This window comes from Neisseria sp. HMSC70E02 (assembly GCF_001838645.1).
Taxonomy (GTDB): Bacteria; Pseudomonadota; Gammaproteobacteria; order Burkholderiales; family Neisseriaceae; genus Neisseria; species Neisseria macacae.
The window spans coordinates 9,956-24,208 of sequence record NZ_KV838054.1 but is presented as its reverse complement, the minus strand read 5'-3'; the positions used below and the strand labels follow the sequence as shown (position 1 = coordinate 24,208).

At 48.1% G+C, this 14,253-nt stretch carries 11 protein-coding genes and 2 tRNA genes; 10 read left to right on the top strand and 3 right to left on the bottom strand.

What is annotated here, in order from left to right; genetic code table 11:
- Positions 1 to 22 precede the first annotated feature (22 nt).
- Entirely contained in the window at positions 23 to 982 is a 960-nt protein-coding gene (locus HMPREF3277_RS00640) for a siderophore ABC transporter substrate-binding protein (protein ID WP_070869735.1), read from the top strand.
- A gap of 251 nt (positions 983 to 1,233) precedes the next feature.
- Here HMPREF3277_RS00640 and cysI read toward each other — a convergent pair whose 3' ends face one another.
- The gene (gene cysI, locus HMPREF3277_RS00635; protein WP_003766229.1) at positions 1,234 to 2,988 is read right to left on the bottom strand and encodes an assimilatory sulfite reductase (NADPH) hemoprotein subunit; all 1,755 of its coding nucleotides are present in this window, start codon (positions 2,986 to 2,988) and stop codon (positions 1,234 to 1,236) included.
- Between the two features lie 234 nt (positions 2,989 to 3,222).
- Here cysI and hemA point away from each other — a divergent pair, with 234 nt between their 5' ends.
- The 3 genes from hemA (at position 3,223) to HMPREF3277_RS00620 (ending at position 6,039) form a co-directional block, all read left to right on the top strand.
- On the top strand, positions 3,223 to 4,476 hold the full coding sequence (gene hemA, locus HMPREF3277_RS00630; RefSeq protein WP_003777421.1) for a glutamyl-tRNA reductase: 1,254 nt from the start codon (positions 3,223 to 3,225) through the stop codon (positions 4,474 to 4,476).
- A gap of 111 nt (positions 4,477 to 4,587) precedes the next feature.
- Positions 4,588 to 5,187, top strand: a complete 600-nt coding sequence (locus tag HMPREF3277_RS00625; protein ID WP_070869727.1) for a Maf family protein — start codon at positions 4,588 to 4,590, stop codon at positions 5,185 to 5,187.
- A 93-nt stretch (positions 5,188 to 5,280) separates the two neighbouring features.
- On the top strand, positions 5,281 to 6,039 hold the full coding sequence (locus HMPREF3277_RS00620) for a tetratricopeptide repeat protein (RefSeq protein WP_070869726.1): 759 nt from the start codon (positions 5,281 to 5,283) through the stop codon (positions 6,037 to 6,039).
- A 147-nt stretch (positions 6,040 to 6,186) separates the two neighbouring features.
- On the opposite strand, the gene HMPREF3277_RS00615 is transcribed toward HMPREF3277_RS00620, so the two are convergent.
- The gene (locus tag HMPREF3277_RS00615) at positions 6,187 to 7,599 is read right to left on the bottom strand and encodes a 3'-5' exonuclease family protein (protein ID WP_070869725.1); all 1,413 of its coding nucleotides are present in this window, start codon (positions 7,597 to 7,599) and stop codon (positions 6,187 to 6,189) included.
- 118 nt (positions 7,600 to 7,717) lie between these two features.
- On the opposite strand from HMPREF3277_RS00615, the gene HMPREF3277_RS00610 reads away from it, so the two are divergent.
- The 3 genes from HMPREF3277_RS00610 to HMPREF3277_RS00600 all read left to right on the top strand — a co-directional run bounded on the left by HMPREF3277_RS00610 (position 7,718) and on the right by HMPREF3277_RS00600 (position 8,835).
- Positions 7,718 to 7,794: transfer RNA gene (locus tag HMPREF3277_RS00610), tRNA-Arg, on the top strand.
- A 13-nt stretch (positions 7,795 to 7,807) separates the two neighbouring features.
- Positions 7,808 to 7,882 (top strand) — tRNA-Glu (locus tag HMPREF3277_RS00605).
- A 158-nt stretch (positions 7,883 to 8,040) separates the two neighbouring features.
- Positions 8,041 to 8,835, top strand: coding sequence for a Cof-type HAD-IIB family hydrolase (locus HMPREF3277_RS00600; RefSeq protein WP_070869724.1), 795 nt, complete (start codon positions 8,041 to 8,043; stop codon positions 8,833 to 8,835).
- A 148-nt stretch (positions 8,836 to 8,983) separates the two neighbouring features.
- On the opposite strand, the gene rfbD is transcribed toward HMPREF3277_RS00600, so the two are convergent.
- On the bottom strand, positions 8,984 to 9,850 hold the full coding sequence (gene rfbD, locus HMPREF3277_RS00595; protein WP_070869723.1) for a dTDP-4-dehydrorhamnose reductase: 867 nt from the start codon (positions 9,848 to 9,850) through the stop codon (positions 8,984 to 8,986).
- Between the two features lie 742 nt (positions 9,851 to 10,592).
- Between rfbD and HMPREF3277_RS00590 the strand changes: the two genes are divergently transcribed.
- The 3 genes from HMPREF3277_RS00590 (at position 10,593) to HMPREF3277_RS00580 (ending at position 14,226) form a co-directional block, all read left to right on the top strand.
- Positions 10,593 to 11,180: a LemA family protein gene (locus HMPREF3277_RS00590; protein ID WP_003766272.1), complete on the top strand. Its 588-nt coding sequence runs from the start codon at positions 10,593 to 10,595 to the stop codon at positions 11,178 to 11,180.
- Between the two features lie 587 nt (positions 11,181 to 11,767).
- Complete coding sequence (locus tag HMPREF3277_RS15535) at positions 11,768 to 13,198, top strand: calcium-binding protein (protein ID WP_246830732.1); 1,431 nt, start codon at positions 11,768 to 11,770, stop codon at positions 13,196 to 13,198.
- Positions 13,199 to 13,365: 167 nt separating this feature from the next.
- Positions 13,366 to 14,226: a phosphoribosylaminoimidazolesuccinocarboxamide synthase gene (locus HMPREF3277_RS00580; RefSeq protein WP_003761452.1), complete on the top strand. Its 861-nt coding sequence runs from the start codon at positions 13,366 to 13,368 to the stop codon at positions 14,224 to 14,226.
- Positions 14,227 to 14,253: the final 27 nt, after the last annotated feature.

The following is a 14,253-nucleotide window of genomic DNA, read 5'->3' as shown; positions in this document are numbered from 1 at the left end:
TTTATATCTGCTTGGAGAATCCATGTTACGTCTGACTGCTTTAGCCGTATGCTGCGCCCTTGCTTTGGGTGCGTGTTCGCCGAAAGATTCCGCTTCAAATCAAAACGCCCAAACCGCTTCCGCAGCCCAAACCGAAGGCGCGGGTTTGACCGTCAAAACGACGCGCGGCGACGCGAAAGTGCCGCAAAATCCCGAACGTATCGCCGTTTACGATTTGGGTATGCTCGACACTTTAAACAAATTGGGCGTGAAAACCGGTCTGTCCATCGACAAAAACCTGCTGCCTTATTTGGACGAATATTTCAAAACGACAAAACCTGCCGGTACGCTGTTCGAGCCGGATTACGAGGCGCTCAACGCCTACAAGCCGCAGCTCATCATTATCGGCAGCCGCGCAGCCAAAGCGTTTGACAAGTTGAACGCCATTGCGCCGACCATCGAAATGACCGCCGATACCGCCAACCTCAAAGACAGTGCCAAAGAGCGTATCGACGCGCTGGCGCAAATCTTCGGCAAACAGGCGGAAGCCGACAAGCTGAAGGCGGAAATCGACGCATCTTTTGAAGCCGCAAAAGCTGCCGCGCAAGGTAAAGGCAAGGGTTTGGTGATTCTGGTCAACGGCGGGAAACTGTCCGCCTTCGGTCCGTCTTCACGACTGGGCGGCTGGCTGCACAAAGACATCGGTGTTCCGGCCGTTGACGAAGCCATCAAAGAAGGCAGCCACGGTCAGCCCGTCAGCTTCGAATACCTGAAAGAGAAAAATCCCGACTGGCTGTTTGTCCTTGATAGGGGCGCTGCCATCGGCGAGGAAGGACAGGCGGCGAAAGACGTGTTGAACAATCCGCTGGTCGCCGAAACGACCGCATGGAAAAAAGGACAGGTGGTTTACCTCGTTCCCGAAACCTATTTGGCGGCGGGCGGCGCGCAAGAATTGCTGAATGCGTCCAAACAGGTTACCGACGCGTTTAAGGCTGCGAAATAAGTTAACAAGTTGGTTTAAACAATCAAAAGGTCGTCTGAAAACAAGCATTGCGGGTTTTCAGACGACCTTTTAATGTCCAACTTTGTTTCTTATAGTGGATTAACTAAATCAGGACAAGGCGATGAAGCCGTAGACAGTACAGATAGTACGGAACCGATTCACTTGGTGCTTCAGCACCTTAGAGAATCGTTCTCTTTGAGCTAAGGAGAGGTAACGCCGTACTGGTTTAAAGTTAATCCACTATAAGGTTTTCAAGCCCAAAAATCGCGCGGCGGGTCGAGGACGGGTTTGACGATGCCGGTACGGACGGCAAAGTCGCCGAAACCTTCGTCGTCGAGGCGGTTTTGCGCCCAGTTGCCGACCCAGCCGTCGACGATTTCGAGGATTTCGGGTTCGGTAATGTTTTCTTTAAAGAGGCGCGGGATGCGGGTGCCTTCGCGGTTGCCGCCTGCGTAGAGGTTGTAGCGGCCGACGGCTTTGCCGACTAAGCCGATTTCGGCGAGCATGGCGCGGCCGCAGCCGTTGGGGCAGCCGGTGACGCGCAGGACGATGTATTCGTCTTCCAAGCCGTATTTGGCGAACATTTCGTCGATTTTGTCGGAGAACGATGGCAGGAAGCGTTCGGCCTCCGCCATCGCCAGCGGACAGGTCGGCAGGGCAACGCACGCCATCGAGTTTTCGCGCTGGATGGTGATGGATTTGCTGATTAAGCCGTGTTCTTTGGCGATTTTGTCTATGGTGTCTTTCAGCTCGGGCGGGACGTTGGCGACGACGAGGTTTTGATTGGCGGTCAGGCGGAAGTCGCCGGGGTGGATTTTGGCGATTTCGCGCACGCCGGTTTTCAACGGCCTGCCGGGGTAGTCGAGCAGGCGGCCGTTTTCGATAAACAGGGTCAGGTGCCAGTTGCCTTCGAGGCCTTTAACCCAGCCGATGTGGTCGCCGCGATGGGTGAAGGCGTAGGGGCGGATGGGTTCGAACTTGATGCCCATGCGCCGTTCGACTTCTTCTTTGAACACTTCGACGCCGACGCGCTGGAGGGTGTAGCGGGTGCGGGCGGCTTTGCGGTCGCTGCGGTTGCCCCAGTCGCGCTGGGTGCTGACGACGGCTTCGGCGGCGTTGAGGGTGTATTCGAGGGGGACGAAACCGAATTCGTAGGAGGTGTTGGGGTAAGTTTTGGTGTTGCCGTGTTCGCTGGACAGCCCGCCGCCGACAAGGACGTTGAAGCCGACAAGCTTGCCGTTTTCTTCGATGGCGACGAAGCCTAAATCGTTAGAGTGGATGTCCACATCGTTATCAGGCGGGATGACGACGGCGGTTTTGAATTTGCGCGGCAGATAGGTTTTGCCCAAAATCGGCTCGACATCGTCGGCGATTTCTTTGTTGCGCGGCTCGGTCGGTTCGGTGGTGAACACTTTTTCGCCGTCCAGCCAGACATCGGCGTAAGCCATGGTTCGCGGCAGAAGGTGCATACTGATGCGTTTCGCCCATTCGTAGGCTTCTTGGTGCAGCGGGCTTTGGACGGGGTTGCTGGTGCAGAGTACGTTGCGGTTGACGTCGCTGGCGGTGGCGATGGAATCGAGGCCGAGTTTGTGCAGGGACTGGTGCGCCAGTTTCAAATCGGTTTTTAAAATGCCGTGGTATTGGAAGGTTTGGCGGTTGGTCAGGCGGATGGAGCCGTAAATGGTGTGGTCGCCGGCAAATTCGTCTATGCCCAGCCACTGCGCCGGCGTGATGATGCCGCCGGGCAAGCGGCAGCGCAACATCATGTTTTTTAAGGGTTCGAGTTTTTGGTCGGTGCGCTCGGCGCGGATGTCGCGGTTATCCTGCTCGTACATGCCGTGGAAACGGATGAGCTGGAAATTGTCGGCGGTAAAGCCGCCGGTAAAGTCGTCGGTCAAATCGTCTTTGATGGTACCGTGCAGATAGTCGCTGCGGTCTTTCAGGGCTTCGTTGCCGGAAAGCGGGGTGTCGGGCAGCTTGGCGCGCGGGTCGGCGGTGGTAGTCATAGGGTGCTCCTTATTCTCAGTTTGGAGCTACTTTAATCAGGTCGTCTGAAAATGGGAAAGAATGGTTTGTTCGATTTAAAGATGATTTCGTTATATGAATCTGATGTTTTCAGACGACCCCGGGTAATCTAAATTTTGCCAATCGCACTGTTTGTTTGGAAGCCAACACATTCATTTCAAAGTCAAGTTAAGCTATAATACCCGCCGACACATACCATCTCTCCCCCTTATCCCATGCAACTTACCGCCGTCGGACTCAACCACCAAACTGCGCCTTTGAGTATACGCGAGAAGCTGGCATTCACCGCAGCAAGCCTGCCCGAAGCCGTCCGCAACCTTGCTCGAAGCAAAGCAGCGAAGGAGGCAGTAATTCTATCGACCTGCAACCGCACCGAGCTTTACTGCGTCGGCGAAACCGAGCAAATCATCGAATGGCTGGCGCAATACCACAACCTGCCCGCCGAAGAAATCCGCCCCTATCTTTATACCTTGGACAACAACGAAACCATCCGCCACGCTTTCCGCGTCGCCTGCGGATTGGATTCTATGGTATTGGGCGAGCCGCAGATTTTGGGACAGATTAAAGATGCCGTGCGTGTCGCCCAAGAACAAGAAAGCATCAATACCAACCTCAACGCATTGTTTCAAAAAACGTTTGCCGTTGCCAAAGAAGTGCGTACCGACACTGCCGTCGGCGAGAATTCCGTTTCGATGGCTTCCGCATCTGTCAAACTTGCCGAACAGATTTTTCCCGATATCGGCGATCTGAACGTTCTATTTATCGGCGCGGGCGAAATGATTGAATTGGTCGCCACCTATTTCGCCGCCAAAAATCCCAAACTCATTACCGTTGCCAACCGTACCCTGCCGCGCGCCCAAGAGTTGTGCGACAAGCTCGGACTGAATGCCGAGCCTTGCCTGCTGACAGAGTTGCCCGACATTTTGCACGAATACGATGTCGTCGTTTCCTCTACCGCCAGCCAGCTCCCGTTGGTCGGCAAAGGCATGGTGGAACGCGCATTGCGCCTGCGTCTCAATATGCCCATGTTTCTGCTCGACCTTGCCGTTCCGCGCGATATCGAAGCCGAAGTAGGGGAGCTGGGCGACGCTTATCTCTACACTGTTGACGACATGATGGGCATCGTCCAAAACGGCAAGGAGGCCCGCCAAAAAGCGGCTGCCGAAGCCGAAGCTATGGTGGAGAAAAAGGTCGGTGAGTTTGTCCGCCAACAACAAAGCCGCCAAAGCGTCCCCCTTATCCGCGCCCTGCGTGACGAAGGCGAACGCGCCCGCAGGCAGGTTTTGGAAAATGCGATGAAACAGCTTGCCAAAGGTGCATCGGCGGAAGAGGTATTGGAGCGGCTCTCCATCCAATTGACCAACAAACTCCTCCACTCTCCCACTCAAACCCTCAATAAGGCAGGCTCGGAAAACAGCAATCTGGTCGATGCCGTTGCCCAAATTTATCAATTGGATCAACACGATTAACGATTAGAAAGGTCGTCTGAAAAATTTCAGACGACCTTTCTGTATACCTATCCGCTTTATCGATTAAATCCCCAAAATCCGTATCCCAAATATCTGAACACCATCCCTACTATGAAGACACTTTATCTCGCCTCCGGCAGCCCGCGCCGCCGCGAAATCCTTGAAAACTTAGGCTACCAAATTCGGCGCATTCCCGCCGATATCGATGAAACGCCATTTCCTGACGAAAATGCCGCCGATTATGTTCAGCGTATGGCGAACGAAAAGAACGCTGCTGCCGTCGCCCAATGGTTTTCACAACATGATACGCCGCCCGAATTTCCCATTCTGACCGCCGATACTACAGTTGCCTATCAAAACCATATCCTCGGCAAACCCGAAACCCAAGAGCATGCCGCCGCAATGCTTGGGCAGTTGTCAGGGCAAACCCATCAAGTGTTGACTGCCGTATGCGTTTATTGGCAAGGCGAAACGCGCAGCGTCTTGCAAACCAGCGATGTGCGTTTCAAAACCTTATCCCCTGACGAAATCTTTGCCTACATTCAAAGCGGCGAACCGATGGATAAAGCCGGTGCATACGGAATCCAAGGCTTGGGCGGCGTGTTTGTCGAGCATTTGCAGGGTAGTTTTACCGGCGTGATGGGACTGCCTGTTTATGAAACCGTCGGTTTACTGAAGCAATTTGATTTGTCTGTTCCGCCTTTTCCCTGAGGTTTGGGCTGTTCAGTTGCAGTAAAAATCATCAATCTTCTTTGTTTGTCTTTATGGCTGTATTTTTTAGATTTAAAAAAGAGTAAAAAGAAAATGAAAAAAATCGGTTTGTATTTATTAATAATGCTGTTTCCTGTGTCAGTAAGCGCCAATAGTTACGAACCAATTGGAGATAAAAAGCAATCGATTGAAATAAATAATTTTTTTAGTGACGTAAAGAAGGAAAATATTACGTCTTATGAGGAGGGCGATTTTATTGTCGTTAGGGTTGATGATTTTGGTGGGAGATTTTATGAAGAATATTACATAAAAAGGAATGGGAAGTTATTAATTTTAGATAAATTGAAAACGATTAGTCTGTATAAGGAAGATTTTGACGTTAAATCTTTAGAGTGCAGAAAAAATATCCATAAACCCATAAAAGATTATGATAGACAGACTGTTTTAAAGATGCATGGTGAGAAATGTAGAACTTTTTATGCACTTGAAAATACATTGGACGATTTAGAAGAATATGTCAAAGACTACTCGGGTTTTGATATAGATAAAAGTAGAATGGATTGGTATCTTGGCAGATACCCGATTAATCAGAAAAATATTGCAACATATAATAATATTGCATTTTATCTTAATAATCAGGAGCATCATCAGTCTGCAATATATCTCTTACATAAGATTATTAAGGCATCCCCAGACAGAACTGTTGCATACTTAAATATTGCAGATGCGTATTGGGATTCAAAAGATAAACGGAATGCGAAAATATTTTATAAAAAATACCTCTCCCAAATAAAGAAAGCCGGGGAGAAAGCCTCCATTCCTTCTCGGGTATCCAAAAGGATAGCTCAATAAATCTTATGACGGATTGAGGTTTTGTATTTGAAACAGCTGTGATAAGCCGTAGATTTGGATAATGCTCACTAATGAAAAAGGTCGTCTGAAAACGCTAACTTGGTTTTCAGACGACCTCTTTTTTGTTCGTCCGCTTACGTCAATTACTCAAGCGATAACGCGGATGTTTTGTCTGTCTCGTTTGAATTTAATTTTTAATATAGACGGCAGCAGGTTGTCGAAATACCAGTGTCCGTTCGGCAGTTCCAAAGCGCCTCCGGCGCAGCGCATGATGACGCTGCGGCCTGATAATTCGTCTGTTTCCGTGATTTCCACTTCATGCACTTTCCCCCAGTCAGCAACAGGCAGCTTGGATGCCATGGCATGAATTCGGGTATTTTGTTCTTCGATTCCGTCACCTTTATGGCATGTCCCATTGCACTTGCCGACAGCCTGCACGGGGCATAACGCTCCCTTTGCGTGACTGACCGGCAAAATGTTTAAGGCATCGGGACAGAAATGGTGTTCTTGCGCCCAGATGTTCAATGCGCGTTTTGCCGCTTTTTTGTGGATAAACAAACCGTAAGGGCGGGTGGTGCTGCTGCCGTTGTCTAGCGGCACAATTCGTGCCTTCAGTATGCCATGTTCGTCGGGTATGAACTTAACAGTCATAAATGTTTTGGGATTCAATTGCTTGAGGGGAAATGGTGCAGATAACTCCCCTTGATATTCCTGCATAACCTGAGCTTTCAACCACAAGGCATGCAGGCTCCCTACTGCGGGGATGAATTTCACATCTGCGGCATTTTGAACATAGTGCAAGCCTTCTTTGCTGTGGAGTAGGGCGGCGATTTCGCTATACGTTTTTTCATAGGCTTCGACGGACAGCACTTTTCCTGAATGGTCAAACCAGACAAGTACGCCTACCGTATCGGGTAATGAATAGAGTTTTGCCGTCAAAGAATCGGATAGCTGCGTCGGCAGCATTTTCGGATTCATCAACGTACGGCAATGATTGTCCCATTCATCGGAGGTTTTCTCTTTCAGGCTGTGTTCCAAATAATCGGCAAGCGCCAAAACATCGGCCAATGCACGGTGACGATCGTCCGTTTGGATTCCCATCCTGCTGATAATACTGTCAAGATTGTGTTTATAAAATTGAGGGTACAGACGGCGGGACAGTTGGACGGTACACAATGCCGGAGCGGCAAAATCAATACCTGCACGACAAAATTCATGACGCAGGAAGGTGTAGTCGAAACGGCTGTTGTGCGCCACAATCAAGGAGCCGCGCAGTAAAGGCAGTATGTCGGGAGCAATTTGGTCGAAAGCGGGAGCCTGCGCCACCATTTCATTGGTAATGCCGGTCAGTTGGACGACAAATTCAGGAATCGGCTTCCCCGGGTTGATCAATTGTTCATAATGTTCCACCCGGCCGTTTTCAAAGCGCAGAAAGGCAATTTCCGTCACCCTGTCTTGATACAGATTGCCGCCGGTAGATTCTAAATCAACGACCACAACAGGGCGGTTCAATCGGGTAAAAGCTTCCGATAATCTCAACCAGCGAGAAAGATGAAACATCCTAAATTCCTGAAAATTCACACAACAGGGCAGTATTCTACACTTTGCACATCGTTTATCCAAGAAAACCCTTGACAAGTCATATATGGGAAAATATAATCCAAATCTTTCTTTCAGTGCACCCGTAGCTCAGTTGGATAGAGTATCTGGCTACGAACCAGAGGGTCGGGCGTTCGAATCGCTCCGGGTGCGCCAATAGAAAATTTCTGCGCCCATCGTCTAGCGGTTAGGACATCGCCCTTTCACGGCGGTAACCGGGGTTCGATTCCCCGTGGGCGTGCCAGATTCTGACAAGCCCCTGATTTTTCAGGGGCTTGTCTTTTTTGTATCTCCGAAAAAGATAAAACTCTGGTTGTTTGTGGTCATAAATGTTTAGATATATCAGGCAGTGGCGGTACAATAGCCGAACTTTGAAATGATGAAACTTTTGTTTGCCTGCTTATGAAAAATCCGAAAATTATCTTCTTTGATATTGATGACACCCTCTATCGGAAATATACCGATACCCTGAGGCCTTCCGTTTATAAAGCAATGGCGGCGTTGAAAGAGAAAGGGATATTGACCGCGATTGCAACGGGTCGTCCTCCTGCGGCTATTCCGAAAAAAGTGCAGGAGCTGATCCGTGAAAGCGGAATCGATATGCTGGTAACTATTAATGGGCAATATACGTCGTTTCACGGGGAAGTATTGCAGGAATATCCGATGGATTCTGCGAATATGATGGAAATATGCGCGTCGTTGGACAATAAAAATATTGATTACGCCTTTGTGAATAACAATGAAATTGCGGTTTCCAGCCCTTCATCGCTTGTTAAAGATGCATTGGCGCATATTTTTCCCGATTTTTTGGTGGATAAAGAATATTTTCATCGGGCAAAAGTGTATCAAATGCTGATCTTTGCAGACTCCAATCAAGAACGCGCCATTGAAGATGAAATTCAACAAAACGGATTTAAATTGGTTCGGTGGCATGAATGTGCCATGGATATGCTTCGTTCTGAAGGTTCTAAGGCAAGGGGAATTGCTCATGCCGTAGGCAAACTGGGGATTGAAATGAAGGATGTTATGGCATTTGGTGACAGCTTCAACGACTTGGAAATGTTGACTACTGTCGGATTTGGAGTGGCAATGGGCAATGGTGAAGCTGAAGCAAAGGCTGTGGCAAAATTTGTATGTCCGAGCGTGGACGAGGATGGGGTGTTGCGGGGGTTACAGGAATTGGGCGTTATTGACTAAATAGGTCGTCTGAAATTTCAGACGACCTTACGAGAAAGAGTTGGTAATGGTGATACGACATTTCTGTTCTGCTGCCAGTATATCCTGAGTAAAACAAAAGACCGCTTCGTTTTTGCGGTCTTTTGTTTTATATGGCAGAGGGTGCTAGTCAGTTATCCAGCTTGCCAATGATTTCATTTAACGCTTTTTGCCAATCGGATGCCTTGATGCCGCATTCGTTTTCTATTTTTTGGCAGTCCATAATGCTGTAAGCAGGACGCGGGGCGGGTAGGGGGTATTGGTCGGTCGTGATGGCGTTCAGTTGTGGAATTTTAAAATGAGGGTCTTGCTGTTGCGCCGCTTGGAAAATGGCTTGGGCAAATTCATACCATGTTACCGATTTATTGCCGCCGTAGTGATAAATACCCCGTGGGGCGACGGGTTGCTGTAGCAATGCAATGATGGCTTGGGCAAGGTCGCCGGCGTAGGTCGGGCTGCCTGTTTGGTCGTGAACGATGGAGAGGTTGTCCCGTTCTCCTGCTAGTCTGATCATGGTTTTAACAAAGTTGTTGCCGTATTCGCTGAATAGCCATGAGGTACGGATGATGACGCTGTCCGGATTGGCTGCCAAAGCGAGCAGTTCGCCTGAGACTTTAGTGCGCCCATACACGCTTTGCGGGTTGGTATAGTCTTGCTCTTTGTATGGGGTCTTGTTTGTGCCGTCGAACACATAGTCCGTAGAGATATGGATAAAGCGGGCTTGGCAGGCGCGGGCGGCAGAGGCGAGGTTGTGGACGGCGGTGGCATTGACGGCAAATGCGGTGCCGACATGGGCCTCTGCTTTATCGACTGCGGTAAAGGCCGCTGCATTGACTATGGCGTCGGGTTGGAAGTTTTGAACCATATTGCGAACGGCTTCGGTATCTGTAATATCCAAGGATGTCGAATCGGTGGCAATCAATTCCCAATTTTCAGGCAGGCGGTCACGAAAGCAACGCGCCAATTGTCCTTTTGAACCGGTTAACAGGGTTCGCATATGGTTTCTCCTCGTTTGAAAGTTTTAAAAAAGTATTGCCGGATTAAAAGGACGGCAATTGGAACGATTTGGGCAAGCGTCCGAATTCATTATTCGGGAACGCTGAAACAGTACATTCAAGACAAAACAGATTGGAAGACGGTTGGGTAGATGTTTGATCCACCAATAAGACCATTTTGTGAAATAACCCTTTTGCAAATTCAGGCTGGGACATCTTAACTGCATCATCCCTGCGTAGAAATGAAGGCAGAAGATGCTTCCCATTTTCTATTTTCAGACGACCCCGCTTGTTTCCGAAAGAGATGGAAAGCGGATTTAAACCTGAAATCATGCTGATTTTTGCAAGAGGAATAATTATAGTGGAATTAACATAAATCAGGACAAGGCGACGAAGCCGTAGACAGTACAGATAGTACGGAACCGATTCACTTGGTGCTTCAGCACCTTAGAGAATCGTTCTCTTTGAGCTAAGGAGAGGTAACGCCGTACTGGTTTAAAGTTAATCCACTATAAAAATCCGATGCGGTAGGGAGTCTGCCAATGCCTGATATATTATAGTGCAAACTTCGCAACGATACCGATTATCTGAAAATAATTTTGTTTGTTTGATTTTTATCCGGGTAGGGACAGCTTAGAGATATACTGCTCGATGGTTTTCAGACGACCTCTTATACAGATTGGGGTCGTCTGAAAAAATGAATACGGTATGGAATGTTGCGTATATTCACGGAGTATGTGGTTGATGTGGAAAAAATGGTGGCCGATAGTATTGGCAGTATTGGTAATAGGTATTGTCGGGCGCAGCTATTATGTGATGCATGCTCAAGCACAGGATATCAAACATGCTTGGGTGGAAGTGATGAAGCAATACGGTCAGCGTTCGGCATTGGTGTCCGATTTATCGAATGTCGTTAAGACATATGCCGGCCCTGAAGAGGATATTTTGTTCAAGTTGTCTGACGTTCAAAGTCGGGCGGTCCGTATGAATCTGAATTTGGAGGAGGCTGCCAACCCGGCGAAATTGAAGCGTTTTCAGGAGGTTCAGGGAGAATTGAGCGGAATTTTGACACAAATGACGCTGATTTCAGACCATTATCCGCTTTTGGCGGAAAGCTTGGATTATCAGCGTCTGACTACGCGTCTTGAAGAGGCGGAAAACCGGATTAATCAAGCAAGGAATAACTATATTCAGGCTGTCCGCACCTATAACGCTACGTTGAGGCGTTTCCCGCAAAGTATGACCGCGAAACTTTTCGGGCAGTATGTAAGGGCAAATTTCAGTATTGAGAATGAGCGTGAAATTTCCAATGCGCAACGGGTGCAATTTTGACACGGTTTAGCAGCCAATGGATTTGAGTGCTACCCAAAAGGGTCGTCTGAAAAACGTATTTTCAGACGACCCTTTTGTCATTTTGCAACGGATTGTTATACGGTAATCAAGATTGATATAGTTCGGTGATTTATCTGTTTGTTTTGTAAGATGAAAATCGAAGTGTAAAAAAGTTTAAATCATATTCGCATGTCAAAATAAATGATAATGCAATAAAACCTTGATGGGTAAGGATGGGAGGGAGATTTTCAATTGAATGAGAAATGAGCGGGATTGAGTAAAAACTAGCAATTCTTAAAAAACTATTGAAATATATGAATAATATTTTTATGGCGTATTGTATTTTCATTTGGTTAAAATAATCATGATATTGCGTCATGATGAAAATAACAGGGTTGGTTTCCAATGTAATATTGTTCATTATCATGGAAAAATAAATTTCCATTTATCCAAAATTTTTACCGTTAGCGACGAGAATGTAAGTTTTCTGCGAAATATCACTAAAATAACAATGTAGGCAGTTTGGCTGGTCTGTATTTTTGTCAAAAGGCCTATGCTTCTTAATTATATTCTGGGAGTGATTTATTATGACTTATCATTATGGCGGCTACTCATCCAAAGGCCACTTCAACGCATATTGCCCTCCGGTCAAACCGTACAATCCTTACTGCCCACCGAGCCATGGCGGTTTCGGTTACAAAGGCGGTTTCCATAACTACGGTTCTTCACACGGCTTCAAAATGCCTCACGGCAAATTCGGTCATGGCGCCTACTGCCCTCCGCCGAAACCTGCGTACAAATGCATCATCATCGATTTCAACTGCAACCCGGGTAAACCTTATTACCCTAAACCGGCTCCAAAACCGGTTCCTCCGAAGCATGTTGATCCTTACTGCCCACCGGTTGAGCCAAAACCACAACCTCAACCCCACCCACAACCCCAACCTAAGCCGCAGCCACAACCTCAGCCGCAGCCTAAACCCCAACCGCAGCCGCAACCGCAACCTAAACCACAACCAAAACCGCAGCCTAAACCCAACGATAAAGACTGCAAAGATTGCGTTGACGATCAAAACCAACAAAATACTTACGGCCATGACGACAAAAATCCAGGTAACATCATCCATGTCGATGGTTCAACCAAAGATAAAGACGGTCTGACCAAAACCGTAGGTACTGATAAGAAAGATACCATTTACGGTACAGGCGGTGATGACGTTATCTACGGTGGCGACGGTGCTGACGTGATTTACGGTGGTGACGGTAACGACACTCTGCAAGGTGACAACAACGGTGACTCCCTGTACGGTCAAGGTGGTAAAGACTACCTGCAAGGCGGTGACGGCAATGACTACCTGAACGGTGGTGCTGACGCTGACATCATGCGCGGTGGCGACGGTAACGACGTTTACTTTGTTGACCACAAAGGTGACCAAGTTATCGAATACGGTAATGCTAATGGCGGTATCGATACCGTTCGCAGCGTAATCGACTACACCCTGACTGACAACGTTGAACACCTGTTCTTGCAAGGTTCCGGCAACATCAACGGTACCGGTAACGCTCTGAACAACGACATCAACGGCAACTCCGGCAACAACCACCTGTACGGCTTGGCAGGCGATGACTGCCTGGTGGGTAAAGACGGTAACGACTACCTCGACGGCGGCATCGGCAACGATGTCCTGATCGGCGGTACCGGCGACGATACCTACTTCTTCGATAAAGGTTACGGTCGCGACACCATCCAAGACGAAAGCGGTAACGATACCCTGCAATTCGGCAAAGGTATTTCTGCTTCCGACGTGTTGTTGAGCAAAACAGGCAACAGCCTGACCGTATCTGTCGGCGGCGGTGACACTGTTACCATTGACGACTGGTTCTCTGGTAACAACCATAAGATCGAAAACTTCAAGTTTGCCGATGGCAGCACTTACGAAGTAACCGGTCATGGCGATTACTACTCTCTGTCAGCTGTAAATAGCATCCAACAACAAACCCAAGTTCCTAGCATCTAATCTTTGATTAGCTATACTTAGGATTGATAAGGTCGTCTGAAAGCGTCTGCATCCGTGCAAAACGTTTTCAGACGACCTATTTTGTAAACAATCTGACCCAAAAATCCAAATTCGGATAAAATAACGGAATCCTGTTTAAACCGAGTCAGCGAAGGGAGAAACCTGAAATGTCCGAAATCAGCTTGAAAAAGATTTACTCCGGAAAAGTACGCGATTTATACGAAATCGACAGCAAACGCATGTTGATGGTCGCATCCGACCGATTGTCTGCATTTGACGTGATTTTAGACAATCCGATTCCGGGTAAAGGAGAAATTCTGACGCAGATTTCCAATTTCTGGTTTCAAAAACTGGCGCATATCATGCCCAATCATTTTACCGGCGATACGGTTTATGACGTGTTGCCTGAACATGAAGCCAAAGCCATCGAGAAACGCGCGGTTGTTGCCAAGAAACTGACTCCTGTCAAAGTAGAGGCGATTGTGCGCGGTTATTTGGCAGGTAGCGGGTGGAAAGATTACCAAAAAAACGGTTCTGTCTGCGGCATCAAACTTCCCGAAGGGATGAAAGAAGCGCAGCAGCTTCCGGAAGTGATTTTTACCCCGTCCACCAAGGCTGCCGTCGGTGATCATGATGAAAACATCAGTTTTGAAGAATGCGAACGCATTATCGGTAAAGAGTTGGCGGCTGAAGTGCGCGCTAAAGCCATTCAGCTTTATACGGAAGCCGCAGAATATGCAAAATCACGCGGTATCATCATATGCGATACCAAATTTGAATTCGGGCTGGATGAAAACGGTACATTAACCCTGATGGATGAAGTACTGACGCCCGATTCCAGCCGCTTTTGGCCGGCTGACCAATATCAAGTCGGCACTAATCCGCCGTCTTTTGACAAGCAATTTGTTCGGGATTGGTTGGAGCAAAGCGGTTGGAACAAAAAAGCTCCGGCACCGGACGTCCCTAGCGATGTTATTCAGAAAACAGTTGATAAATATCGGGAAGCATTAAATTTATTGACGGAATAATATAGTGGATTAACTTTAAATCAGGAC

What these genes read in the sequence shown, in the direction of transcription:
- cysI (WP_003766229.1), bottom strand. Translation starts at nt 2,988, where the DNA reads ATGACTACCACCGCCGACCCGCGCGCCAAGCTGCCCGACACCCCGCTT.
- HMPREF3277_RS15535 (WP_246830732.1), top strand. Translation starts at nt 11,768, where the DNA reads ATGACTTATCATTATGGCGGCTACTCATCCAAAGGCCACTTCAACGCA.
- HMPREF3277_RS00590 (WP_003766272.1), top strand. Translation starts at nt 10,593, where the DNA reads ATGTGGAAAAAATGGTGGCCGATAGTATTGGCAGTATTGGTAATAGGT.
- HMPREF3277_RS00615 (WP_070869725.1), bottom strand. Translation starts at nt 7,599, where the DNA reads ATGTTTCATCTTTCTCGCTGGTTGAGATTATCGGAAGCTTTTACCCGA.
- hemA (WP_003777421.1), top strand. Translation starts at nt 3,223, where the DNA reads ATGCAACTTACCGCCGTCGGACTCAACCACCAAACTGCGCCTTTGAGT.
- HMPREF3277_RS00640 (WP_070869735.1), top strand. Translation starts at nt 23, where the DNA reads ATGTTACGTCTGACTGCTTTAGCCGTATGCTGCGCCCTTGCTTTGGGT.
- rfbD (WP_070869723.1), bottom strand. Translation starts at nt 9,850, where the DNA reads ATGCGAACCCTGTTAACCGGTTCAAAAGGACAATTGGCGCGTTGCTTT.
- HMPREF3277_RS00625 (WP_070869727.1), top strand. Translation starts at nt 4,588, where the DNA reads ATGAAGACACTTTATCTCGCCTCCGGCAGCCCGCGCCGCCGCGAAATC.
- HMPREF3277_RS00620 (WP_070869726.1), top strand. Translation starts at nt 5,281, where the DNA reads ATGAAAAAAATCGGTTTGTATTTATTAATAATGCTGTTTCCTGTGTCA.
- HMPREF3277_RS00600 (WP_070869724.1), top strand. Translation starts at nt 8,041, where the DNA reads ATGAAAAATCCGAAAATTATCTTCTTTGATATTGATGACACCCTCTAT.
- HMPREF3277_RS00580 (WP_003761452.1), top strand. Translation starts at nt 13,366, where the DNA reads ATGTCCGAAATCAGCTTGAAAAAGATTTACTCCGGAAAAGTACGCGAT.